The sequence below is a fragment of the Sphingomonas sp. GW821-FHT10C01 genome (assembly GCF_059415525.1).
In genome coordinates this window covers 667,949-687,676 of sequence record NZ_JBWKNK010000001.1, presented here as the reverse complement: position 1 = coordinate 687,676, position 19,728 = coordinate 667,949, and the positions used below count along the sequence as shown (strand labels likewise).

24 protein-coding genes are annotated in these 19,728 nt (G+C 67.1%); 12 read left to right on the top strand and 12 right to left on the bottom strand.

Annotated elements, in window-relative coordinates; translation table 11 throughout:
• The first annotated feature begins 25 nt into the window (after positions 1-25).
• Genes AC07M1_RS03385 through gloB form a run of 3 tightly spaced genes read left to right on the top strand, consistent with a single transcriptional unit; the run spans position 26 to position 2,301 of the window.
• Positions 26-478: a VOC family protein gene (locus tag AC07M1_RS03385; protein WP_495161155.1), complete on the top strand. Its 453-nt coding sequence runs from the start codon at positions 26-28 to the stop codon at positions 476-478.
• Positions 479-499: 21 nt separating this feature from the next.
• Positions 500-1,576, top strand: a complete 1,077-nt coding sequence (locus AC07M1_RS03380; protein WP_495161154.1) for an NAD(P)H-dependent flavin oxidoreductase — start codon at positions 500-502, stop codon at positions 1,574-1,576.
• Positions 1,573-2,301, top strand: a complete 729-nt coding sequence (gene gloB / locus AC07M1_RS03375) for a hydroxyacylglutathione hydrolase (protein ID WP_495161153.1) — start codon at positions 1,573-1,575, stop codon at positions 2,299-2,301. Before AC07M1_RS03380 ends, gloB begins: the two co-directional genes overlap by 4 nt.
• On the opposite strand, the gene AC07M1_RS03370 is transcribed toward gloB, so the two are convergent.
• A complete protein-coding gene (locus tag AC07M1_RS03370; RefSeq protein WP_495161152.1) occupies positions 2,298-2,897 on the bottom strand; it encodes a DedA family protein in 600 nt (199 codons plus the stop codon). The two genes, gloB and AC07M1_RS03370, sit on opposite strands and share 4 nt — an antisense overlap.
• Before the next feature lie 44 nt (positions 2,898-2,941).
• On the opposite strand from AC07M1_RS03370, the gene AC07M1_RS03365 reads away from it, so the two are divergent.
• On the top strand, positions 2,942-3,415 hold the full coding sequence (locus tag AC07M1_RS03365) for a GAF domain-containing protein (RefSeq protein WP_495161151.1): 474 nt from the start codon (positions 2,942-2,944) through the stop codon (positions 3,413-3,415).
• Here the strand turns inward: AC07M1_RS03365 and gshB are convergent.
• From gshB to rsmI, 3 genes are read right to left on the bottom strand one after another with little or no spacing between them, the layout of a single operon-like run.
• Complete coding sequence (gene gshB / locus AC07M1_RS03360; protein ID WP_495161150.1) at positions 3,412-4,365, bottom strand: glutathione synthase; 954 nt, start codon at positions 4,363-4,365, stop codon at positions 3,412-3,414. The genes AC07M1_RS03365 and gshB overlap by 4 nt on opposite strands.
• A 49-nt stretch (positions 4,366-4,414) precedes the next feature.
• Positions 4,415-4,768, bottom strand: a complete 354-nt coding sequence (locus AC07M1_RS03355) for a YraN family protein (RefSeq protein WP_495161149.1) — start codon at positions 4,766-4,768, stop codon at positions 4,415-4,417.
• A complete protein-coding gene (gene rsmI / locus AC07M1_RS03350) occupies positions 4,765-5,598 on the bottom strand; it encodes a 16S rRNA (cytidine(1402)-2'-O)-methyltransferase (RefSeq protein WP_495161148.1) in 834 nt (277 codons plus the stop codon). The genes AC07M1_RS03355 and rsmI overlap by 4 nt, the downstream gene beginning before the upstream one ends.
• Positions 5,599-5,609: 11 nt before the next feature.
• Here rsmI and AC07M1_RS03345 point away from each other — a divergent pair, with 11 nt between their 5' ends.
• Positions 5,610-6,806, top strand: coding sequence for a penicillin-binding protein activator (locus AC07M1_RS03345; protein WP_495161147.1), 1,197 nt, complete (start codon positions 5,610-5,612; stop codon positions 6,804-6,806).
• 149 nt (positions 6,807-6,955) lie between these two features.
• Here the strand turns inward: AC07M1_RS03345 and hemW are convergent, their stop codons facing one another.
• The gene (gene hemW, locus AC07M1_RS03340; RefSeq protein ID WP_495161146.1) at positions 6,956-8,092 is read right to left on the bottom strand and encodes a radical SAM family heme chaperone HemW; all 1,137 of its coding nucleotides are present in this window, start codon (positions 8,090-8,092) and stop codon (positions 6,956-6,958) included.
• Positions 8,093-8,131: 39 nt separating this feature from the next.
• On the opposite strand from hemW, the gene AC07M1_RS03335 reads away from it, so the two are divergent.
• Complete coding sequence (locus AC07M1_RS03335; RefSeq protein ID WP_495161145.1) at positions 8,132-8,683, top strand: CAP family protein; 552 nt, start codon at positions 8,132-8,134, stop codon at positions 8,681-8,683.
• Between the two features lie 149 nt (positions 8,684-8,832).
• On the opposite strand, the gene AC07M1_RS03330 is transcribed toward AC07M1_RS03335, so the two are convergent.
• Complete coding sequence (locus AC07M1_RS03330; protein WP_495161144.1) at positions 8,833-10,977, bottom strand: TonB-dependent siderophore receptor; 2,145 nt, start codon at positions 10,975-10,977, stop codon at positions 8,833-8,835.
• Positions 10,978-11,045: 68 nt separating this feature from the next.
• The gene (locus AC07M1_RS03325) at positions 11,046-11,693 is read right to left on the bottom strand and encodes a TetR/AcrR family transcriptional regulator (protein ID WP_495161143.1); all 648 of its coding nucleotides are present in this window, start codon (positions 11,691-11,693) and stop codon (positions 11,046-11,048) included.
• 83 nt (positions 11,694-11,776) lie between these two features.
• Between AC07M1_RS03325 and AC07M1_RS03320 the strand changes: the two genes are divergently transcribed.
• Positions 11,777-12,283, top strand: a complete 507-nt coding sequence (locus AC07M1_RS03320; protein ID WP_495161142.1) for a DinB family protein — start codon at positions 11,777-11,779, stop codon at positions 12,281-12,283.
• 11 nt (positions 12,284-12,294) lie between these two features.
• Complete coding sequence (locus AC07M1_RS03315) at positions 12,295-12,690, top strand: cupin domain-containing protein (protein ID WP_495161141.1); 396 nt, start codon at positions 12,295-12,297, stop codon at positions 12,688-12,690.
• 103 nt (positions 12,691-12,793) lie between these two features.
• Here AC07M1_RS03315 and AC07M1_RS03310 read toward each other — a convergent pair whose 3' ends face one another.
• From AC07M1_RS03310 to AC07M1_RS03300, 3 genes are all read right to left on the bottom strand, one after another.
• Positions 12,794-13,498, bottom strand: coding sequence for a phosphocholine cytidylyltransferase family protein (locus AC07M1_RS03310; protein ID WP_495161140.1), 705 nt, complete (start codon positions 13,496-13,498; stop codon positions 12,794-12,796).
• A 70-nt stretch (positions 13,499-13,568) separates the two neighbouring features.
• On the bottom strand, positions 13,569-14,660 hold the full coding sequence (locus AC07M1_RS03305; RefSeq protein ID WP_495161139.1) for an inositol-3-phosphate synthase: 1,092 nt from the start codon (positions 14,658-14,660) through the stop codon (positions 13,569-13,571).
• A 6-nt stretch (positions 14,661-14,666) separates the two neighbouring features.
• The gene (locus AC07M1_RS03300) at positions 14,667-15,515 is read right to left on the bottom strand and encodes a CDP-alcohol phosphatidyltransferase family protein (RefSeq protein ID WP_495161138.1); all 849 of its coding nucleotides are present in this window, start codon (positions 15,513-15,515) and stop codon (positions 14,667-14,669) included.
• Positions 15,516-15,829: 314 nt separating this feature from the next.
• On the opposite strand from AC07M1_RS03300, the gene AC07M1_RS03295 reads away from it, so the two are divergent.
• The gene (locus AC07M1_RS03295; protein WP_495161137.1) at positions 15,830-15,991 is read left to right on the top strand and encodes a hypothetical protein; all 162 of its coding nucleotides are present in this window, start codon (positions 15,830-15,832) and stop codon (positions 15,989-15,991) included.
• 28 nt (positions 15,992-16,019) lie between these two features.
• On the opposite strand, the gene rdgB is transcribed toward AC07M1_RS03295, so the two are convergent.
• Together rdgB and rph are read right to left on the bottom strand one after the other, a co-directional pair.
• Entirely contained in the window at positions 16,020-16,661 is a 642-nt protein-coding gene (gene rdgB, locus AC07M1_RS03290) for an RdgB/HAM1 family non-canonical purine NTP pyrophosphatase (protein WP_495161136.1), read from the bottom strand.
• Positions 16,658-17,374, bottom strand: coding sequence for a ribonuclease PH (gene rph, locus AC07M1_RS03285; RefSeq protein WP_495161135.1), 717 nt, complete (start codon positions 17,372-17,374; stop codon positions 16,658-16,660). The genes rdgB and rph overlap by 4 nt, the downstream gene beginning before the upstream one ends.
• Before the next feature lie 239 nt (positions 17,375-17,613).
• Here rph and AC07M1_RS03280 point away from each other — a divergent pair, with 239 nt between their 5' ends.
• From AC07M1_RS03280 to grpE, 3 genes are read left to right on the top strand one after another with little or no spacing between them, the layout of a single operon-like run.
• A complete protein-coding gene (locus tag AC07M1_RS03280; RefSeq protein WP_495161134.1) occupies positions 17,614-18,042 on the top strand; it encodes a DUF6438 domain-containing protein in 429 nt (142 codons plus the stop codon).
• Positions 18,043-18,074: 32 nt separating this feature from the next.
• Positions 18,075-19,118 carry a heat-inducible transcriptional repressor HrcA gene (gene hrcA / locus AC07M1_RS03275; RefSeq protein WP_495161133.1) on the top strand — a complete coding sequence of 348 codons (1,044 nt, stop codon included), beginning with the start codon at positions 18,075-18,077 and terminating at the stop codon, positions 19,116-19,118.
• Positions 19,119-19,140: 22 nt separating this feature from the next.
• Positions 19,141-19,689 carry a nucleotide exchange factor GrpE gene (gene grpE, locus AC07M1_RS03270; RefSeq protein ID WP_495161132.1) on the top strand — a complete coding sequence of 183 codons (549 nt, stop codon included), beginning with the start codon at positions 19,141-19,143 and terminating at the stop codon, positions 19,687-19,689.
• Positions 19,690-19,728 lie beyond the last annotated feature (39 nt).

Genomic DNA, 19,728 nt, shown 5'->3' with positions numbered 1-19,728 from the left:
GGGGACCGAACCAAAAGAGGGTCCCATGAAATATCTCCACACGATGATCCGCGTCGCCGATCCCGACGCCACGATCCGCTTCTTCGAGCTGATGGGGCTGAAGGAAGTCCGGCGGATGGAAAGCGAGAAGGGCCGCTTCACGCTGATCTTCCTCGCCGCGCCCGACGATATCGAGGCCAATGGCGAGCGCGCCCATGCCGAGGTCGAGCTGACCTATAACTGGCCGGCCGAGGACGGCAGTGCGCCCGAGGCGTATACGGGCGGCCGCAATTTCGGGCACCTCGCCTATCGCGTGGGCAATATCTACGAGACCTGCCAGCGGCTGATGGACGCGGGCTTCCCGATCAACCGCCCACCGCGCGACGGCCATATGGCGTTCGTGCGCACCCCAGACGGCATCTCGGTCGAACTGTTGCAGGACGGCTATCTCGAGCCCGCCGAACCCTGGGCGTCGATGCCAAATACCGGCAGTTGGTGAGCTGACATGGCCGGAGGGGTCATGGCGGGCTGGCCCGTCCAGGAGTTCCTCCGGCTGACCGGCGCGCGGGTGCCGATCGTCCAGGCACCGATGGCCGGTGCTGGTGGCGTGGCCTTGGCGGCTGCGGCGATCCGCGGCGGCGCGGTGGGATCGCTGCCGTGCGCGATGCTGACGGCGGATCAGGTCCGGGCGCAGGTGGCCGAGGTGCGGGCACAGGCCGAAGGGCCGCTCAACCTCAATTTCTTCTGCCATACGCTGGGCGAAGCGCCGGATGAGACGGCATGGCGTGAGGTGCTGACCCCCTTTTACCAAAAGGAGGGGGTCGCGCCGCCGGAAACACCGCCGCCACTGCGCGCGCCGTTCGACGATGCGATGTGTGGCGTCGTCGAAGAGGTCCGGCCCGAACTTGTCAGCTTCCATTTCGGCCTGCCGGAGCAATCGTTGCTGGAACGGATCCAACGGACCGGCGCCGTGATTATCGGCAATGCAACCACCGTTGAGGAAGCTTTCTGGCTTGCCGGACGCGTCGACATGATCGTCGCGCAGGGCTTCGAAGCGGGCGGGCATGCCGGCCATTTCCTCAACGGCTATCGACCCGAAGGAACGATGGCGCTGATTCGCACCGTGTTCGTCGAGACCAATCTTACGCTGGAACCGGTAATCGCCGCTGGCGGAATCGGCGACGCCGAGGGCATCGCCGCTGCACTGATGCTGGGGGCCGCGGCGGTTCAGCTTGGCACCGCCTATCTGCATACCGCCGAAGCAACGATCTCCGAAGCGCACCGCGCGGCGCTGGGTAAGGAAACCGTCGTCACCAACCTGTTCTCCGGTGGCCTTGCGCGCGGGGTGCGCAACAGGCTGATCGGCGCGATCGGGCCGGTGCATCCATCCGCGCCCCGCTTTCCCTATGCCTCGGCCGCCTTGGCTGAGCTGCGGCGCGTGGCTGAGGCGGACGGGCGTGGCGACTATTCACCGATGTGGGCCGGACAGGCGGCATCGCTCGGTCGCCCGCTGCTTGGCCAGCCGCCGGAAGGCGCGCAGGCGCTCACGGAACGATTGGCGCGCGAGACGTTCGAACTGCTAGGAGAGACGCCATGATCGAAGTCCTCCGAATCCCCACGCTCAGCGACAATTACATCTGGCTCGCGCATGACGATGCCTCGGGCCAGACGATCGCCGTCGATCCGGCGCAGGCCGAGCCGGTGCTGGCCGCCGCCGAGGCTCGCGGTTGGACGATCGATGCGATCTGGAACACGCATTGGCACCCCGACCACACCGGCGGCAATGCGGCGATCAAGGAAGCGACCGGCTGTACCGTGATCGCCCCCGCCGCCGAAGCGGCCAGGATCCCCACCGCCGACCGGCTGGTCGCGGAGGGCGATGTGGTGACGCTGGGCGATCATGTCGCGAGCGTGCTTGAGGTACCGGCCCACACCGCCGGGCATATCGCCTATTATCTGCCCGAGGACGCCATCGTCTTTGTCGGCGACACGCTGTTCGCGATGGGTTGCGGGCGGCTGTTCGAGGGGACGGCGGAGCAGATGTTCGCGAACATGCAGCGGCTCGCGGCGCTGCCGGGCGAAACCACCGTCTATTGCGCGCACGAATATACCCAGTCGAACGGGCGCTATGCACTGGTTGTCGAGCCGGACAATCATGCACTTGCGGAGCGGATGACACAGGTGGATGCGATGCGGGCGCAGGGACTGCCGACCGTTCCCACCACCATCGCGCTCGAACGCGCCACAAATCCCTTCATGCGCGCGGAAAGCGCCGGGCAGCTCGCCGAACGGCGTGCCGCCAAGGACAGCTTCAAGGGCTAGGGCCGCTCCTTCCAGGTGACGACGCGCCAGAGATAATAGACCAGCACGACCACCGAGCTGCCGATCGCGACCGGGCCGACATAGTCCTGGAGCTGTGTGAACCGCGATCCCAGCAACAGTCCCGCATAGGCCAGCACCGCGTTCCAGATCGCGCTGCCGGCGAAAGTCGCGAGCAGGAAGCGCGGTAGCCCCATCTTCGCCATGCCCGCGGGCAGCGAGATCATCGTGCGGAAATTGGGCAGGAAGCGGAACACGAACACCACCCACAGGCCGTGCCTGTGGAAGAATCGGTTCAACCCCTCGACATCCTCCCAGCGCAGGGTCAGCCAGCGACCATTGCGGTCGACGAAGGGCTTCAGCCGATCGACCCCGATCCAGCGGCCGACGCCGTACCAGAACATGTTGCCGAAGGTGGTGCCGAGCGTGCCCCAGATCAGCAGCGGCACCATGGTCATGTCGCCACGCGCCACCGCCATGCCGCCGAACCCCATGATCACCTCCGACGGAATCGGCGGGAACACATTCTCGATCGTCATCAGGATGAAGATCCCGATGTAACCGCCCCAGGCGATCAGGTTGAGGATGAACTCGGTCATTGCCGGCTCGCCATAGGGCGCGCGGTGCGATACGCCAGCGGGGAATGACCAGATACCCGCCCGAAGTCGACGCGGTTCTTCGCATCCCCGCGGTGGATGCGATGCTTGAGCAAGTGTGCCTGATCACCGGCATGGGGTTCGCTGCGGTCGCGCATGTGACGAGTGAACGCTGGATCGCCTGTCAGGTTCTCGACAAGATCGAATTCGGGCTCGATCCGGGCGATGAACTCGATATCAAGACCACGATCTGCGACGAAATCCGCGGCAGCGGGCAGGCCGTGTTCATCGACGAGGTCGCCGCTGACCCGCATTGGCGCCGGCATCACGTTCCCGCGCTCTACGGCTTCAAAAGCTATATCTCGGTTCCGATCGTGCTGGAGGACGGCAGCTTCTTTGGAACGCTGTGTGCGATCGACCCGGCACGGTCGGGGGTTAAGCTGTCCGAGGTTCTTCCCGTGATCGAGGCGTACGCGCGCGACATCGCCTTCGCCCTAGGCAAGCCGGCAGGCCACGCCTAGCGCGCGGCCACCCGCGCTTCGATCGCATCCCAGATCATGCCGGCGGTATCGGTGCCGTTGAACTTGTCGATCGCGACGATCCCAGTGGGCGAGGTCACGTTGATCTCGGTCAGCCACTCACCGCCGATCACGTCGATGCCGACGAAGATCAGCCCGCGCTTCTTGAGTTCCGGCCCGAGCGCGGCGCAGATTTCCCGCTCCTTCGCCGTCAGTTCGGTCTTGGCAGCAGTGCCGCCGACCGCGAGGTTGGAGCGGATCTCCCCCTCGCCCGGTACGCGGTTGACCGCGCCCGCGACCTCTCCGTCGACCAGCACGATGCGCTTGTCGCCCTTCGCCACATCGGGAAGGAACGCCTGGATCATGTGCGGTTCGCGATAGGCGGTGTTGAACACCTCGATCAGCGAGGAAAGGTTGGCGCCGTCCGAATCGATCTTGAAGATCGCCTTGCCGCCATTGCCGTGCAGCGGCTTGACCACGATCGCGCCGTGCTTCGCGAGGAACGCCTTCGCCTCGTCGAGGCTGCGGGTCACCAAGGTCGGCGGCATGAAGCGGGCGAAGTCGAGCACCCAGACCTTTTCGGGTGCGTTGCGCACGGCGGCGGGATCGTTGACCACGAGCGTCCTGTCGGCGATCCGCTCGAGCAGGTGGGTCGCGGTGATATAGCCGAGATCGAAGGGCGGATCCTGACGCATCAACACGACATCGGCTTCCTCGCCAAGGTCGAGCTTCACCGGATCGCCAAAGCTGAAGTGATTGCCCGCGACGGGCTGCACGCTCACCGGATGCGCGGTGGTCCAGACGCGGCCATCGGCATAATTCAGCGCCTCGGGCGAATAGTGGAACAGCCGGTGTCCGCGCGCCTGCGCCGAGAGCATCAGCGCGAAGGTCGAATCGCCCGCGATATTGATTGCATCGAGCGGGTCCATCTGGACGGCGACAGTGAGAGCCAAGCGTTCCTCCATATCTTTCGCGAGCAGGTAGGGATGCACAGGCCGATTGTCACCCGATCCAGGCATTCTCGATGTAGCGCGGGCGCACACCGGGGGCGAGCAGGAGGACGTCGACGCGGATATCCTCACCGTTCGTGGCGTAGCGCGGCATCAGATATTCGGCCGCCGCCGCGACCCGCGCGAGGCGGCGTTCGTCGATCGCGAAGTCGAGCTCGGCCTCCGACTTCCGCGCCTTGACCTCGACGAAGGCGATCAGCTTGCCGCGCTTCGCGACCAGATCGACCTCACCCGCCGGCGTGCGCACGCGCCGGTCGAGGATGCGCCAGCCGCGCAGCCGCAGATACCAGGCCGCGCGCGTCTCACCCTCGCGCCCCGATCGTTCGGCGGCGCGGCGATCTCTCATCCCTTGAGTTCCATGGCTCGCGCATAGAGTGCCTTGCGGTCGAGGCCGAAGCGCTTGGCGACCTCGCCAGCGGCCTTGGAGACCGGGAGCCTGGTCAGCGCCTCGGCCAGCGCGGCATCGGCATCCTCGGCACTGGCGGGCGGGGCTTCGCCGGGCGGAGCGATAACGATGACGATCTCGCCCTTGGGCGGGGCTTCGGCGTAGCGGGCCGCGAGTTCCGTGAGGCTGCCTGTGACGCATTCCTCGAACTTCTTGGTGATTTCCCGCGCCACCGCCGCCTCGCGGTCGCCCAGCCCTTCGGCGAGCGCCGACAGCGCCGCCGAGAGGCGCGGGCCGGATTCGTAGAAGACCAGGGTGGCGCGGATCGCCGCGACCTCGGCGATCGTCTCGGCGCGGGCCTGTTGTTTGCTGGGCAGGAAGCCCATGAACAGGAAGCGGTCGGTGGGCAGCCCCGCCAGGGTAAGCGCAGCGATTCCGGCGCAGGGGCCGGGTATGGTGGTGACCGCGTGACCGGCGGCGCGGGCATCGCGGACCAGCTTGAAGCCGGGATCGGAGATCAACGGCGTGCCGGCGTCGGAGACCAACGCGACCGCTTCGGACGCCATTCGCGCGACCAGGCCGGGTCGGACCGCTTCGGCATTATGGTCGTGATAGGGGGTCATCGGCCGCTTCGCGCCCAAGTGGCGGAACAGCCCCGCCGTCACACGCGAGTCTTCGACTGCAACAATATCGGCGTTCAGGAGTATTTCAGCCGCACGCGGGGAAAGGTCGCCGAGATTGCCGATCGGCGTCGCGACGATATAGAGGCCGGGGGCAAGAACGAGTGTCATTGGGGAGCGTCATGGCAGAGGCAGTAGTGAAACCGCAACGGGGCATCGCCTCGCTGCTCCGGGGACTCGTCATCATTGGGGCCTTGGCGGTGTCCGCCTGCGTCCGTCCGTCGGGTCCGCCCCCTGCCCCGACTCGCCCCGAACCCGCTCCCGTCCGGCCCGCGCCCGGCCCGGTCCGCCCCGGCCTGCCCGAGGAGGATACCGCGCGGCATCGCGTCGCGCTGCTGGTGCCGCTGTCGGGCGGCAATGCCGGCGTTGGCCGCAGCCTGGCCAATGCGACCCAGCTCGCCATCCTCGACCTCAAGGCCGAGGATGTCCGCATCACCAGCTACGACACCGCGACCGGCGCCGCCGCCGCCGCGCAGCGCGCCATCGCCGACGGCAACAAGCTGATCCTGGGCCCGCTGCTTGCCGAGGATGCCCGTGCTGTAGCCCCGATCGCGCGCGGCGCGGGCGTGCCTGTGCTGAGCTTTTCCAACGACACCAGCGTCGCCGGCAACGGCACCTATCTGATGGGCTATTCCCCCGCCCAGTCGATCGAGCGCGTGGTCGATCATGCCCGGCGTGGCGGCGTGACCGAATTCGCGGGCCTGATGCCCACGGGCCTGTATGGCGAGCGCGCCTCCACCGCATTTTTGCGCGCGGTAGAAGGGGCCGGAGGCAAGGTCACCGCGCTGGAGACCTATAGCCGTGGTGCGCCCGCGATGAACGCGGCGATCGCCAAGCTCGCCCGCTCGCCCTTCCAGGCGGTACTGATCGCCGACGGCGCCACCGGCGCGGTCGCCGCGGTCCCCGGCATCCGCCGCGCCAGCCCAAGCGCGCGCGTGCTCGGCACCGAACTGTGGAACAGCGATTCGGCGATCGGCGGGATTACCGCGCTGAACGGCGCGTGGTTTGCCAGTGTTTCAGACACTTACTACCGCACCTATGCGACCAAATACCGCGCGCGGTTCGGCGCGGCGCCGTACCGCCTGTCGACTCTAGGCTATGACGCGGTGCTGCTGACCGTGCGCATCGCCCGCGACTGGCGGCCGGGCGAGCGGTTCCCGACCGCGCGGCTGGGCGATCCGGGCGGGTTCGCCGGGCTCGACGGCGCCTTCCGCTTCGGCCGCGACGGCATCGCCGAACGCGCGCTGGAGGTGCAGGAGATTCGCGGCGGGACCACCGTTACCGTCTCCCCCGCGCCGAGCGGGTTCGGCGGAAAGTAGAATCGGATCGTGGAACGCGCCGTTGTTCCACTTTGCCATTCTATCAAAGAACCGTGCCCGGGGATGGTTCTTTGATGCCAGCAAATGAAATCCAACATTGCAAGGGCGGGTGAATTCACCTGTCCTTGCAGTGCGTTGAAGCAGACCGCCTAGCCCCGGACGATCTCACGAAGCAGGGCTTCGAGGACCGGCATGCCGGCGTCCGTCACGGCGAGGCGATTGCCGGAACGGAACAAGTAGCGGTCGAAGTTGGGATTCGTGACTTTCGCCATGTCGAGCATTCCCTGCGGAATGTCCGAAAGGTCGATCCCCGCAGTCATGCGCAGCCCCATGACGAGTCGCTCCATCGCCACCTCCTTGTCGGAAAGCGGCGTCTCCTCCTGCAGCCCCGAACCGTTGCGTTCGACCGCCGCGATCCAGTTTTCGGGCTTCTTGTGGCGCAGCGTGGCGAGGCCGGTGCGGCGGCCATGCGCGCCGGGACCGACCCCGGCATAATCGGTGTAGCGCCAGTAAGCGAGATTGTGGCGGCTCTCCGCTCCCGGCCGGGCGTGGTTCGACACCTCGTAGCGCGGCAGCCCCGCAGCGGCGGTGAGCGACTGGGTCACGTCCCACAGGTCGGCGGCGGCATCCTCGTCCGGGATCGTCAGCTGACCCTTGGCGGCGAGCGTAGCGAAGCGTGTGCCGGGTTCGATCGTCAGCTGGTAGAGCGAGAGATGCTCGGTGCCGAAGGTCAGCGCGCGGGCGAGTTCGGCTTCCCATGCGGCCACGCTCTGGCCGGGGCGGGCATAGATGAGGTCGAAGCTGACCCGGCCGAAATGCCGCTGGGCGGTGGCGAGCGCGGCCAGCCCCTCATCGACGCCATGCGCGCGGCCGAGGAATTTCAGGGCTTCGTCATCGAGCGCCTGAAGTCCGAGCGAGACGCGGTTGACCCCGGCGGCGGCGAGATCGGCGAAGCGCGCGGCCTCGACCGAGGACGGGTTGGCCTCCAGCGTGATCTCGACATCGCCGACCGGTGCCCAGGCACGGGTTGCGGCGTCGATCACCGCCGCGACGGTTTCGGGCGGCATCAGCGACGGGGTGCCGCCGCCGAAGAAGATCGAGCCGAGCCGGCGGCCGGGCAGCAACGCCGCTTCATGCGCGAGATCGGCTAGCAGCGCCTTGCGCCACGCATCCTGGTCCACCAATTCGCGGACATGGCTGTTGAAATCGCAATAGGGGCATTTGGAAACGCAGAACGGCCAATGGACGTAGAGGGCCAAGGGCGGCTGCGGTCGGGAAGCGTTCATTTGTGGCGCGCTATGCGCCCGAACGGAGGTTTGCGAAAGATGCTGCTGCCGTTGCTGTTGCTCGCGGGGTGTTCGGCACCGCCGCAGGACGCGCCCGAGCGCGTGGTGGAGCCGCGCCGGTTCGAGGAGAATGCGCCGCGCGGCAACGACCGGTTGCGCGAGACGATGCTGGCGATGCACAACCGCGCGCGCGCCGATGTGCGGATGCCGCCGCTGAGCTGGGACCCGGCGCTGGCGAAGGATGCCGAGGCCTATGCGAAGGAATTGTCGCGGCGCCAGGTGTTCGAACATTCGAAACAGCCAAAGGGGCCGGCGGCGCAGGGCGAGAATCTGTGGACCGGGACGCGCGGCGCCTATCGGCTTGACGAGATGGCGCAGCACTGGATCGACGAGCGGCGCGACTTCGTCAACGGACCGGTGCCCAATGTCAGCCGGACAGGGAGGTTCGGCGATACCGGCCATTACACCCAGATCGTGTGGAACGGCACGACGCGGGTCGGATGCGCGATCGCAAGCAATCGGCGCGACGACTATCTGGTGTGCCGATATTCGCCCGCCGGGAATGTGTGGGGACGCAAGGCGTTGCCCTAGGGCGGCGGTTCGGTCGAGCTCCAAGCCTTTCGTCCCCCCGCGCAGGCGCGGATCCATTGGCACTGAAGTCTAGGCTCGATCCGATCGGTCAGCCAGAATGGATCCCCGCCTGCGCGGGGAGGACGGACTATGAGGATGGGCTTCTCGCCTCAGAACCGCCGGCTTAGCCTGACCGTAAAGCTGCGGGGTTCACCGGGGGTGGTGCGGGTGAGCGAGCCGGTGGGGAAATAGCGTTCGTCGAACAGGTTGCGGACATTGGCCTGAAGCGACCAGTCGCCGATGCGATAATAGAGCGCGGCGTCGATCAACGTATAGGCGCCGAGCAGAAAGGGCGCGGTCGCCCCCGGCACCGCCGATGCGGTGCTGGCCATGCGGTTGCTTTCATGGTGCAGCCCCAGCCCCGCCCCGAGATTCGCGAGCGGGCCGCTCTGGATGGTGTAGCGGCCCCAGAGGTTGACGATGTCGCGCGGGATCGAGCCGAGCCGCGAGCCGATCTTCAGCCGATTGTCGGCGGTGACGATAGCATTGAGATGCGTGTAGGCACCCGTCAACTCGACACCCGGCGCGGGGCGCCACGCCGCCTCGACCTCAAGCCCGCGCGTGCGCTGCTGCCCGGTGAGGACATAGACGTTGGGGAGCACCGCATCGGCGGTGGCGACATTGGTGCGGGTCAGCTCGAACACCGTCAGCATCCCCGTCAGGCTGCCGTCGGCGCGCGCGAGCTTAAGGCCGCCCTCATAGTTGACGCCGTTCTCGGGCGGCAGCGGCGAACCGTCGGCCGAGCGGTAGCTGCCCTGCGGGTTGAACGACTTGGCGTAGTTCACATAGGCCGAGATCCAGTCCGCGAGCTTGACCGTGGCGCCGGCGCGCGGGCTGAAGGCGGTGTCGCGCACCTCCATGCCCTGCACCCCGTTGCTGGTGGTGCGGCTGATCGCGAGATCCCAGCGGCCGCCGAGCGTGACCGCGATGGCGTCGCCGAGCTTGATATGATCCTGGACATAGACGCCGCGCTGCCGGGTCGTGGCCGCATAGCTAGTCGCCGGAACCGCCGGGTTATGCGTCGGCACGGTGCCATAGACGGGATTGAACAGGTCCAGCTCATAAGGGCGGCTGGTGTCGTAGAGGTTGGTGTCGCTGGCCTGGCGGCGGCCATAATCGACCCCGACCATGAGGTAATGGTCGAGCGGGCCGGTGTCGAAGCGCGCGCTGGCGTTGGTGTCGACGCGGAAATAGGTGCCGTGCTGGTCGTAGGGGCCGTAAAAGGCTCGGGTCACGCGGCGGCGATCGGCCGAGATGCCGGTGATGAACAGCCAATTGTCCCAGCTGTTGTGGAAGTCCTGATAGCGCAGCGACTGGTGGACGGTGATCGCGTCGCTGAACTTGTGATCGAACACATAGCCCAGGCTCCAGTAATCATTGTCCTGCACCGCCGGGTAGACGCCGTCGTTGATCGACAACGAGCGGCGCACCTGGCCGTTGGGATTGGGCAGGGCGGTGCCATAGGCGGTGGTCGGCGACCACGGGTTGATATGGTCGTCGAGATAGCGGCCGAGCAGGGTCAGCGTGGTCTCCGGCGTCGGCTTCCACGTCAGCGCGGGCGCGAGCAGGACGCGGCGCTGCCCCGAATAGTCGACGAAGAAATCCTGGTCGCGATAGACCGCGGCGAGGCGCGCGAGCAGCGTGCCCGAGGCGTTCAATGGGGCGTTGGCGTCGAGCGTCACTTCCTTGAACGCGTGGCTGCCGGCCGCCACGCCGATATCGAGGAAGGCATCGGCCTGTGGGCGTTTGCTGACGAGATTGACGATGCCCGAGATCGGCCCCTGCCCGAACAGGCCCGAGGCGGGGCCCTTCACCACCTCGACCCGGTCGAGAATGCTCATTTCCGACGTGCCATAACCGGTGTCGTCGAGCAGCCCGTCGAGATAGGTGGCGTTGGTGGCGTTGAAGCCGCGGATGTTGAAGCCGTCGAAGAAGCCGTAATTGTTGCCGCGCGAGACGCCCGCGACGTTGAACAGCGCGTCGCCGACGCGGCGCAGGCCTTGCGCCGCGATCAGGTCCGCGGAGACGGTCGAGATTGCCTGACTGCTTTCGAGCGGCGGGATATCGGCCTTGGCCGCGACCGGGGCTTCGTCGAGATGGCCGGTGATCGTCACCGTATCCGTGGACTGGGCTTGCGCGTCGTCGGCGGCGGGCGCGCCACCGCGGGCCTGCGGCGAGGCCTCATCGGCGCGCGCCGCTCCCATGCCGAGAAGGATCGCAGCCAGTGCCGCCGAAGCCTGCAAGATCGTTTTCATTGATTCCCCGCCCAGTTGATGGGGCGCGGATAGGCATTCTGCAATTGACTCGCAATAGCGTATTTACGCTAGGGGTGCGCCGTTGCCAGTGCGGGACGGGCCGGCCGCAGATAGCCGACCAGCAGGCGGGTCACCTCATCGACGAGGATCGCGGGATCGATCGCGCCGGGTTCGTGGATCACCGCTTCGTGCGTCAGCGTTTCGACCGTGGTGACGCAGATGAAGGCGGCGACGTCGAGATCCGTGACCACGATCTCGTCCCGCCGCGCGGCGAGATAGGCGCGGACCACGACGAGAATCTCACGGTCGATCGCGCGGATTTCGGCGAGCTTGCCCATGCGCGGGATCTGTTCGTCGAAGATGCGGTGCAGGTCGGGATCGACATTGTGCGCATCGATCATCGCGCCGACCAGCTTGCGCAGCGCGGTTTCGAGATCGAGTCCGGCGACCGCCGCCATCGAATCGCGCAGCAGATCGAGAATCTCGCGATTGTGGCGCGCGAGCAGCGCGGCGACGATCGATTCCTTGTTCGGGAAATACTGGTAGAGCGAGCCGACGCTGACCCCCGCCACCGCGGCGATGCGGTTGGTGCTGGCGCGTTCATACCCCTCGCGCACCAGAATGCGAGCGGTCGCGTCGAGCAGCGCCTCGACCGTCGCGCGGGAACGCTCCTGCGTCGCGGATTTGCGGGGATTCATCGCGACGGCGCGGGGCATGACGGTGCGTTCCTGGCAATGCGAGTAGACAATGTGAGCAATAGCTCGCAAATTTTCAGCACGCAATCCGCAAGCCCCGGAGGATGACGATGCCGGCCTATCCCTATGACACGCTGACCCGGTACAAGCGTTGGGCGACCAACGATCTGAATGCCGTCGTGGCGGGCAACCTGCACCGGATCGGCGAGGGCGACCTGATGCTGATTCGACGGTTGCTCGATCATATCCAAACGGTCGACGCGATCTTTCGCGACAATCTGGAGGGCCGCCCGCATAGGCAGGGCGCGCCGCGATCGGCCGAGTTGCCGACGTTCCAGGCGCTGGCGCGCGACGCCGCCGCGACCGCCGACTGGTATGTCGGCTATGCCGACCGGCTGACGCCGGCACAGCGCGACGAGACGATCGACTTCCTCTACACGAACGGATCGCCGGGGCGGATGTCGCGCGGCGACATGCTGTTGCACGTCGCCACCCACGGCACCTATCATCGCGGCAATATCGGGATCATCCTGCAGAAGAACGGGATCGAGCCCAATGCCGACCGACTGACCGACTTCCTGGCGGCCGAACGTACGCTGGAAGCCGCCTGAAAGGACCCATCATGCCCCGGCTCGACACCCAGCCCATCCACCTTGGCCTTGGCGCCACCGCGATCGTTGAGCCCGCCTTCACCGGCAACGACTGGTACGAGGCCTATGCCGCGCGCCACGAAGGCGATGGCGTCGAGGGGCGAGTGGTGATGCAGTACAACTTCAGCGAGAGCTGGGGGATGTGGGAGGTGCATCCGCTCGGCGCGGAGGTGGTGCTATGCGTCGACGGACGGGTGACGCTGATCCAGCAGGCCGCGGACGGCGACGAGACGCGGGTGACGCTGGAAGCGGGCGACTATGCGATCAATCCGCCGGGGGTGTGGCACACCGCCGATGTCGCGCCCGGCGAGCATGCGAACTGCGTGTTCATCACCGCGGGCGCGGGGACCGATCACAAGCCGCGCTGAAACGGGGTCAGACGCCCCCTCGAGATCAAGCTGATCCGATCCAACCTCTTGCGTCATCCCCGCGCAGGCGGGGATGACGGACTGAAGGCCCAACTCAACGCCCTCAGCGGTTCGCCAGCCACGCCTCCGCTTTGGCGAGCGCGGGGGCGTCGTCGACATCGATCCAGTCGAGGTCGCTGCAGTTCACCACCTGCGCGCGCCCTTGTGCGGCGAGGATGCGCATCCCCTCGGTCAGCGAGGGGGCGTCGAGCATGTGGAGCGCATCGAACAGCGGCTGGCCGATCGCAAACACGCCGGTGTCATAGCAGTCGTGCGGCTCCAGCCCCTTGCCGATCGCCATGATCGCGTCGCCCTGCGTCTGGACGCAGGTGACGTCTTCGGGATCGACCCAGGGATGGCCGAGGCGCCGGTCGATGCCGAGCCGAGCACCATAGCCCGCCCCTGCATGGGCCATCCGGCGGTAGAGCGTCGAATCGACGAGATGGTCGCACATCGCCAGCAGCGTTTCCTCCCCCCGCTTCAGCAGGGGTTCGGCGGCGAGCAGCGAGCTGCCATTGGGTTTGCGATAATCCTCGACCCGCACCATTTCAACGAAGATCGGCCAATGGCTGGAGCGCAGATAGGCCTCGATCTCATCCGCGCCATAGCCGAGCACGACGATCGCGCGCGACAGGCCCGCCGCCGCCAGCCCCTGCAGCGCGTGCTGGATCAGCGGGCGGCCGGCGACCGGACAGAGCGGCTTGAACGGCGCGGCGGGGCGAAGGCGGCTGCCCTCCCCCGCGGCGAGCAGGATCGCGGTTTCGATCATTGTCGTTCCGTCATTGCGCTGCAGGCCCGCCTCCCCTTGCGAGGAAACGAGCCGGCACCGTCTTCAACATTTACGCAGCTGCGATGAACTTCTCGACTTCGAGCTGGGCGATGTCGTCGGTCATCTGCGTGCGCGGATGCTTGCAGAAATAGGCCGAGGCGGCATCGATCGGGCCGGCGATGCCGCGATCCTTGGCGAGCTTGGCGCAGCGGATCATGTCGATCGCGACGCCGGCCGAGTTCGGGCTGTCCTCGACCGACAGGCGCAGTTCGAGGTTCATCGGCACGCCGCCGAACATCGCGCCTTCCATGCGCAGGAAGCAGACCTTGTTGTCGTTCTGCCACGGCACATAGTCGGACGGGCCGATATGGACATTCTCGTCCTCGAGCCGCTCGGCCGCGACCGACTGAACCGCCTCGGTCTTCGACACCTTCTTGGAGGCGAGGCGGCGGTGGTTCGACATGTTGAGGAAGTCGGTGTTGCCGCCGGTGTTGAGCTGATAGGTCCGCTCAAGCTTGACGCCGCGCTTGGCGAACAGGTCGGTCAGCACGCGGTGGACGATGGTGGCGCCGAGCTGAGCCTTGATGTCGTCGCCGATGATCGGCACGCCCGCATCGACGAAGCGCTGCGCCCATTGCGGGTTGCTGGCGATGAACACCGGGATGTTGTTGACGAAGGCGACACCCGCTTCGAGCGCGCATTCGGCGTAGAATTCCGTGGCTTCCTGCGACCCGACGGGCAGGTAGTTCATCAGCACGTCGACCTTGGCCGAACGCAGCGCGGCGACGACGTCTTCCTTGGTCGCCTCACGCTCCTTGGCGACGACGAAGGTGCGGTCGTCGGCATAGTCCTCCATGTGATCGGCAACGCCGTCGAGGATGCGCCCCATCATCACCTTGGTGCCGGTCGGCTCGATCGATTCGCAGAAAATCGCGGTGCAATTGGGCTTGGCGAAGATCGCGTCGGCGACGTCGTGCCCGACCTTGCGCGCGTCAACGTCCCATGCCGCGACGACCTGGATATCGCTGGGCCGATAGCCGCCCAGGTCCCAGTGCATCAGACCAACGGTGTCATTGGCACCGTCGCGATAATGGGAAAGGCCCTGGACCAGGGAGCTGGCGCAGTTGCCGACGCCGACCAGGGCGATGTTGATGCTCGACATTTTACTTCACGTCCTTTGGGTGTGGGATGATGTTGAAACAGATGTGGCACCGGCAAGCCGCGCCTCGACAGCGCGGTGCCAGAACAGGCCAATGACGAGGATGATGGTGAGCGGGACGAGCTCGAACCACCAGAAAAATCGCGGATTGCCCGCGAGGCAGGCAAGGAAGATCGCGAACACGCGCGTGTTGGCGCTGAGCAGCCGCATCAGTCCCATCGGGCCGACGGCGGCTTCGCCATAAGCGGCGCCGAACGCGGCGGGATCGGGCTGGCGGCGCAGACTGTCATCGAACGCGCGGGCGAAGCGGTCGGCAGCGCCCGCGACCGAATCATAGAGGCGCACCAGCGGATTGCGGCTGGGCACCGGCGGCGTGCCGGCATCGCCCTTGCACCGGCGGTGGAAGCGCGCGCGCTCGCCTTCATAGATGCTCGACTGCACCGCGTGCGCGGCGCCCGCGGAAATGGCGAGCGCCCACCCCTCGACCGTGCCGATCGAAGTGGCGAGGACGACATAGATCAGGATGAAGACACCATGGTCGCACAGACCGTCGAGGAAGCGGCCGAGCGCGCTGGCGGTGCCGGTCGCGCGCGCGATCATGCCGTCGAGCCCGTCGGCGATCAGCCAGCCGACCGACAGCAACAGCCCGACGACCGCCCAGCGCCAGTCAGTCCAGTTCGAATAGGCGAAGGCGGCGCCGATACCGAACGCGAGACCGCAGACCGAGACGGCATTGGCCGATATTCCGCGGGCGACAAACCACGGCAGCAGGCCGCGGCCTGCCGGGTGGATGATCCAGAGGTTCGACGGATCCTCGATCCGGCGATCCCGCGACCGATCCGGCGGAGGAATTGTCATTGGACTGTCACGTACAGCGCGAGGTGGTCACGCAGCAAGCGAATTGATGGAGATTGGGTGGAGCGTGGCGCGACCGACTCTCCATCCGCCGCGCTTGCAAAAAATGCATGTCGCGGAACATCGCCGCGAGCACCGCTCGGCAAGGCGTTCCGATTGTCCGACCGGTCCCTCCGGCCCGGTCGCCACGCCCCCGATTCGGCTGTCCCGCCGCACCCGAAAGGCGTATCGTTAAGTCATTGGCGTCAGGGGATTCCGAGCGCGGCGCCAATCGACAGCGACTGGAGAGCTGCCGCTTGCAAACCAGAGCTATTCCAATGCCCCAGACCCCCCAACAGGAATATCTTGCGCGCCGACACCGCGAAAGCATCGAGCGCGCAGACAGCGCCACCGACCCGGCGGTCGGCAGGGTCCATCGCGAGTTCGCGCAGCGCTATGCGGCGAAACTCGATAGCCACCTGAACGCGATCCGCGGCTGAAGCGGGCGGCGAGCCGCCCGCTTCGGACTCAGAATACCGCCGCGACGAGCTGGCGGAAGGCGTCGGCGCGATGGCTCATCGCATGCTTGGCGTCGGCATCCATCTCACCGAACGTCTCGATATGGCCGTTGGGCAGGAACATCGGATCATAGCCGAAGCCGTTCTTGCCGCGCGGCGGCCAGACCAGGATGCCGTCGACCCGCCCCTCGAACCATTCGACATGGCCGTCGGGCCAGGCGAGCGCGAGCGCGCAGACGAAATGCGCGTCGCGCGAGGGGGCGGGTTGCCCGGCCACCGCCTTGTCCGCGATGTTCTGTTCGACCAGCTCCATCGCCACGCCGAAATCCTTGGACGGCCCCGCCCAGCGCGCCGAGAAAATGCCGGGATCGCCGCCGAGCGCATCGACACACATCCCCGAATCATCCGCGAGCGCGGGCAGGCCCGACAAATCGGCGGCCTGCATCGCCTTTAGCTCCGCATTGGCGACAAAGGTGGTGCCGGTTTCGTCCGGCTCGGGCAGGCCGAGCGAGGCGGCGCTGACCGGCTCGATGCCATAGGGGGCGAGGAGCGCGCGAATCTCGCGCACCTTGCCCTCATTATGGCTGGCGATGACGAGCTTGCCGGCGGCAAGCTTGCGAATCGCCTGCGGATCGCGCCCCTCGCCGCTCACCGTCCAGCGGCCTTGAGCTGGGCCGCGAAGATGTCGTTGCAGCCGATGCGTGCAAGGCGAAGCAGGCGGAGCAGCCCTTCCTCGTCATAGGTCGCGCCTTCCGCCGTCGCCTGCGCCTCGGCGATCTTGCCGTCGGCGAGCAGGACGAAATTGGCGTCGGCATCGGCCGCCGAGTCCTCGTCATAGTCGAGGTCGAGGACCGGCGTGCCCTGATAGATGCCACACGAAACGGCCGCGACCTGGGTGAGGATCGGATCCTTGGTCAGCGCGCCCGAGGCGAGCAGCTTGTCGACCGCGATGCGCAGCGCGACCCACGCGCCCGAAATCGCCGCGGTGCGGGTGCCGCCATCGGCCTGGATCACGTCGCAATCGAGCGTGATCTGACGTTCGCCCAGCGCGGTGAGGTCGGTGACGGCGCGCAGCGAGCGGCCGATCAGCCGCTGAATTTCCTGGGTGCGGCCCGATTGCTTGCCCTTGGCCGCTTCGCGATTGCCGCGGGTGTGGGTGGCGCGGGGGAGCATGCCGTATTCGGCGGTGACCCAACCCTGGCCCTTGCCGCGCAGGAAGGGGGGCACGCGCTCCTCGACGCTGGCGGTGACCAGCACCTTGGTATTGCCGAACGCGATCAGCACCGAACCCTCGGCATGAATCGTGAAATTGGGCTCGATCGAGATTGCGCGCATCTGATCGGGGGTGCGGCCGCTGGGGCGCATAACGGGAATCTCCTGTGGGTTTCTTGTCCCGGCACCTAAACCCAGGGAACCGAACGCGCCAGTCTCGGTTCGCGATCCGTGGAGGATCATCGATGAAGCGTATCGCGATTATACTGGCCGGACTGGGGACGAGCGCCTGTATTCCGCAGGTGGCCCCACCGGGGGGCGCACCGCGCCCACCCGTGGCGCCCAGGCCACAGACGCCGCCTCCTGGACCGTACACACCTCCGACAGCGCCCGTGCGCCCGGTCAGCGGCGAGGCGATCGAGTACCAGACCGGGCCGTGCTTCGGCAGCTGTCCGGTCTATCGCTTTCAGGTGAACCCCAACGGCACCGGCAGCTTCACCGGCATCCGCTTCACCGCCGTCACCGGCCAGCGCAGCTTTCGGGTAACGCCTGAACAGGCGGCGGCACTGGCACAGCGGCTGGCCCCCTATCGCCCTGAGACCGGGCGGACGCGGCGCTTCTCGCACGGCGAGCCGGGATGCACGCAGGCCGCGACCGACATGCCGAGCGCCGAAGTGCGCTGGCGCGGGCGGCGCAGCACGACGACGCTCTATTTCGACTTCGGGTGCGACCGCGACGCCAACCACGCCATGGCAGCGGCGATCGGCAATGCCCCCGACCTGATCCCCGCGCTGGGGCCGCTGATTGGCCCGCGCCCTTGAGCGCGCGCGCGGGGGCGCTACATGACGATGTTGTGACCACCCCGCCGATCACCGAGCTGACCGACCGCGCGCGCGATATCTTTCGCGTCGTCGTCGAGTCGTATCTCGACGCGGGGCAGCCGGTGGGGTCGCGGACGATCTCGCGCATGGCGGGGCTCAACCTGTCGCCCGCGTCGATCCGCAACGTGATGCAGGACCTGGAGGAATTCGGGCTGCTCGCCGCGCCGCATACCAGCGCGGGGCGCATGCCGACCGAGCTGGGGCTGCGCCTGTTCGTCGATGGGATGATGCGTGCGTCCGAACCCTCGGCCGAGGAGCGCGCCGCGATCGAGGCGCGGGCGGGCGGCGGCGGGCCGGTCGAGGAGGCGCTGGCCAGCACCACGGCGGCACTGTCCGGCCTGTCGGCTTGCGCCGGCATGGTGCTGGTGCCCAAGGCCGAGCGGGTGGTGCGCCAGTTCGGCTTCGTGCCGTTGGGACAGGACCGCGCGCTCGCAGTGCTGGTGGGCGAAGACGGATCGGTCGAGAACCGCGTGGTCGAGCTGCCGCCGGGGATGCCGGGGGCGGCGCTGGAGCAAGCGGCGAATTATCTGACAGCGACCCTGGGCGGGCTGACGTTGAGCGAGGCGCGCGCGCGGGTCGAGCGCGAGCTGCGCGTCGAGCGCGCGGCGCTGGACGATGCGGCGCGGGCGCTGGTCGAGCGCGGCCTTGCCGTGTGGTCGCAGGACGGCGACGACCGGCCGGTGCTGATCGTGCGCGGGCAAGCGCGGCTGATCGACAGCGCGGCGGCCGACGACCTCGATCGGGTCAGCCAGCTGCTCGACGAGCTGGAGGGCAAGGAGGAGATCGCTCGCCTGCTCGACAGCGCGCGCGAGGGCGAGGCGACGCGCATCTTCATCGGATCGGAGAACAAATTATTCGCGCTGTCGGGGTCGTCGGTGATCGCGAAACCGGTGCGTTCGCTCGACGGACGGGTGGTCGGTGTGGTCGGTGTCATCGGACCGACACGGTTGAACTATGCCCGCGTCGTGCCCATGGTGGATTTCACCGCAGCGACCCTCGCCAGATTGCTGGCCTGAAACACGAAGAAAAACAGGGACTATGACCGAAGAAAGCAAGACCGAAGCGACCGAGGACCTTCGCCAGGAGACCGCGGAGGGCGCTCCCGAAGTCGCCGAGCATGACCGCGTCGCCGAGCTGGAAGCCCAGCTTGCCGAGGCGCAGGCCGCAAGCCTCTATGCCCGCGCCGAGGCGCAGAACCTGCTGCGCCGTGCGCAGAAGGAGGCCGAGGACGCGCGCGCCTATGCCGCGACCGCCTTTGCCCGCGACATCCTGTCGGTCGCCGACAACCTCGCACGCGCACTCTCCGCGATTCCGGAGGAACTGCGTGGGGACGAGAAGTTGAAGGGTCTGGTCACCGGTTTGGAAGCGACCGGGCGCGAGCTGGACAGCGTGTTCGCGCGCCATGGCGTGTCGAAAGTGTCGGCGCTGGGCGAGACACTCGACCCCAATCGCCATCAGGCGATGATGGAAGTGCCGAGCACGGACGCCGCGCCGGGTACGATCGTGCAGGAAATCCAGTCGGGCTACATGATCAAGGACCGCCTGCTGCGCCCCGCGCTGGTGGGCGTGGCGAAGAAGCCGGATTGATCGCGTCCGACCCATCCTGAATCGTCATTCCCGCGAAGG

Bases quoted from the DNA above. Each gene is read 5' to 3' on its own strand.
- AC07M1_RS03385 (WP_495161155.1), top strand. From the start codon at position 26: ATGAAATATCTCCACACGATGATCCGCGTCGCCGATCCCGACGCCACG.
- AC07M1_RS03380 (WP_495161154.1), top strand. From the start codon at position 500: ATGGCGGGCTGGCCCGTCCAGGAGTTCCTCCGGCTGACCGGCGCGCGG.
- gloB (WP_495161153.1), top strand. From the start codon at position 1,573: ATGATCGAAGTCCTCCGAATCCCCACGCTCAGCGACAATTACATCTGG.
- AC07M1_RS03370 (WP_495161152.1), bottom strand. From the start codon at position 2,897: ATGACCGAGTTCATCCTCAACCTGATCGCCTGGGGCGGTTACATCGGG.
- AC07M1_RS03365 (WP_495161151.1), top strand. From the start codon at position 2,942: ATGACCAGATACCCGCCCGAAGTCGACGCGGTTCTTCGCATCCCCGCG.
- AC07M1_RS03355 (WP_495161149.1), bottom strand. From the start codon at position 4,768: ATGAGAGATCGCCGCGCCGCCGAACGATCGGGGCGCGAGGGTGAGACG.
- rsmI (WP_495161148.1), bottom strand. From the start codon at position 5,598: ATGACACTCGTTCTTGCCCCCGGCCTCTATATCGTCGCGACGCCGATC.
- AC07M1_RS03345 (WP_495161147.1), top strand. From the start codon at position 5,610: ATGGCAGAGGCAGTAGTGAAACCGCAACGGGGCATCGCCTCGCTGCTC.
- hemW (WP_495161146.1), bottom strand. From the start codon at position 8,092: ATGAACGCTTCCCGACCGCAGCCGCCCTTGGCCCTCTACGTCCATTGG.
- AC07M1_RS03335 (WP_495161145.1), top strand. From the start codon at position 8,132: ATGCTGCTGCCGTTGCTGTTGCTCGCGGGGTGTTCGGCACCGCCGCAG.
- AC07M1_RS03330 (WP_495161144.1), bottom strand. From the start codon at position 10,977: ATGAAAACGATCTTGCAGGCTTCGGCGGCACTGGCTGCGATCCTTCTC.
- AC07M1_RS03325 (WP_495161143.1), bottom strand. From the start codon at position 11,693: ATGCCCCGCGCCGTCGCGATGAATCCCCGCAAATCCGCGACGCAGGAG.
- AC07M1_RS03320 (WP_495161142.1), top strand. From the start codon at position 11,777: ATGACGATGCCGGCCTATCCCTATGACACGCTGACCCGGTACAAGCGT.
- AC07M1_RS03315 (WP_495161141.1), top strand. From the start codon at position 12,295: ATGCCCCGGCTCGACACCCAGCCCATCCACCTTGGCCTTGGCGCCACC.
- AC07M1_RS03310 (WP_495161140.1), bottom strand. From the start codon at position 13,498: ATGATCGAAACCGCGATCCTGCTCGCCGCGGGGGAGGGCAGCCGCCTT.
- AC07M1_RS03305 (WP_495161139.1), bottom strand. From the start codon at position 14,660: ATGTCGAGCATCAACATCGCCCTGGTCGGCGTCGGCAACTGCGCCAGC.
- AC07M1_RS03300 (WP_495161138.1), bottom strand. From the start codon at position 15,515: ATGACAATTCCTCCGCCGGATCGGTCGCGGGATCGCCGGATCGAGGAT.
- AC07M1_RS03295 (WP_495161137.1), top strand. From the start codon at position 15,830: ATGCCCCAGACCCCCCAACAGGAATATCTTGCGCGCCGACACCGCGAA.
- rph (WP_495161135.1), bottom strand. From the start codon at position 17,374: ATGCGCCCCAGCGGCCGCACCCCCGATCAGATGCGCGCAATCTCGATC.
- grpE (WP_495161132.1), top strand. From the start codon at position 19,141: ATGACCGAAGAAAGCAAGACCGAAGCGACCGAGGACCTTCGCCAGGAG.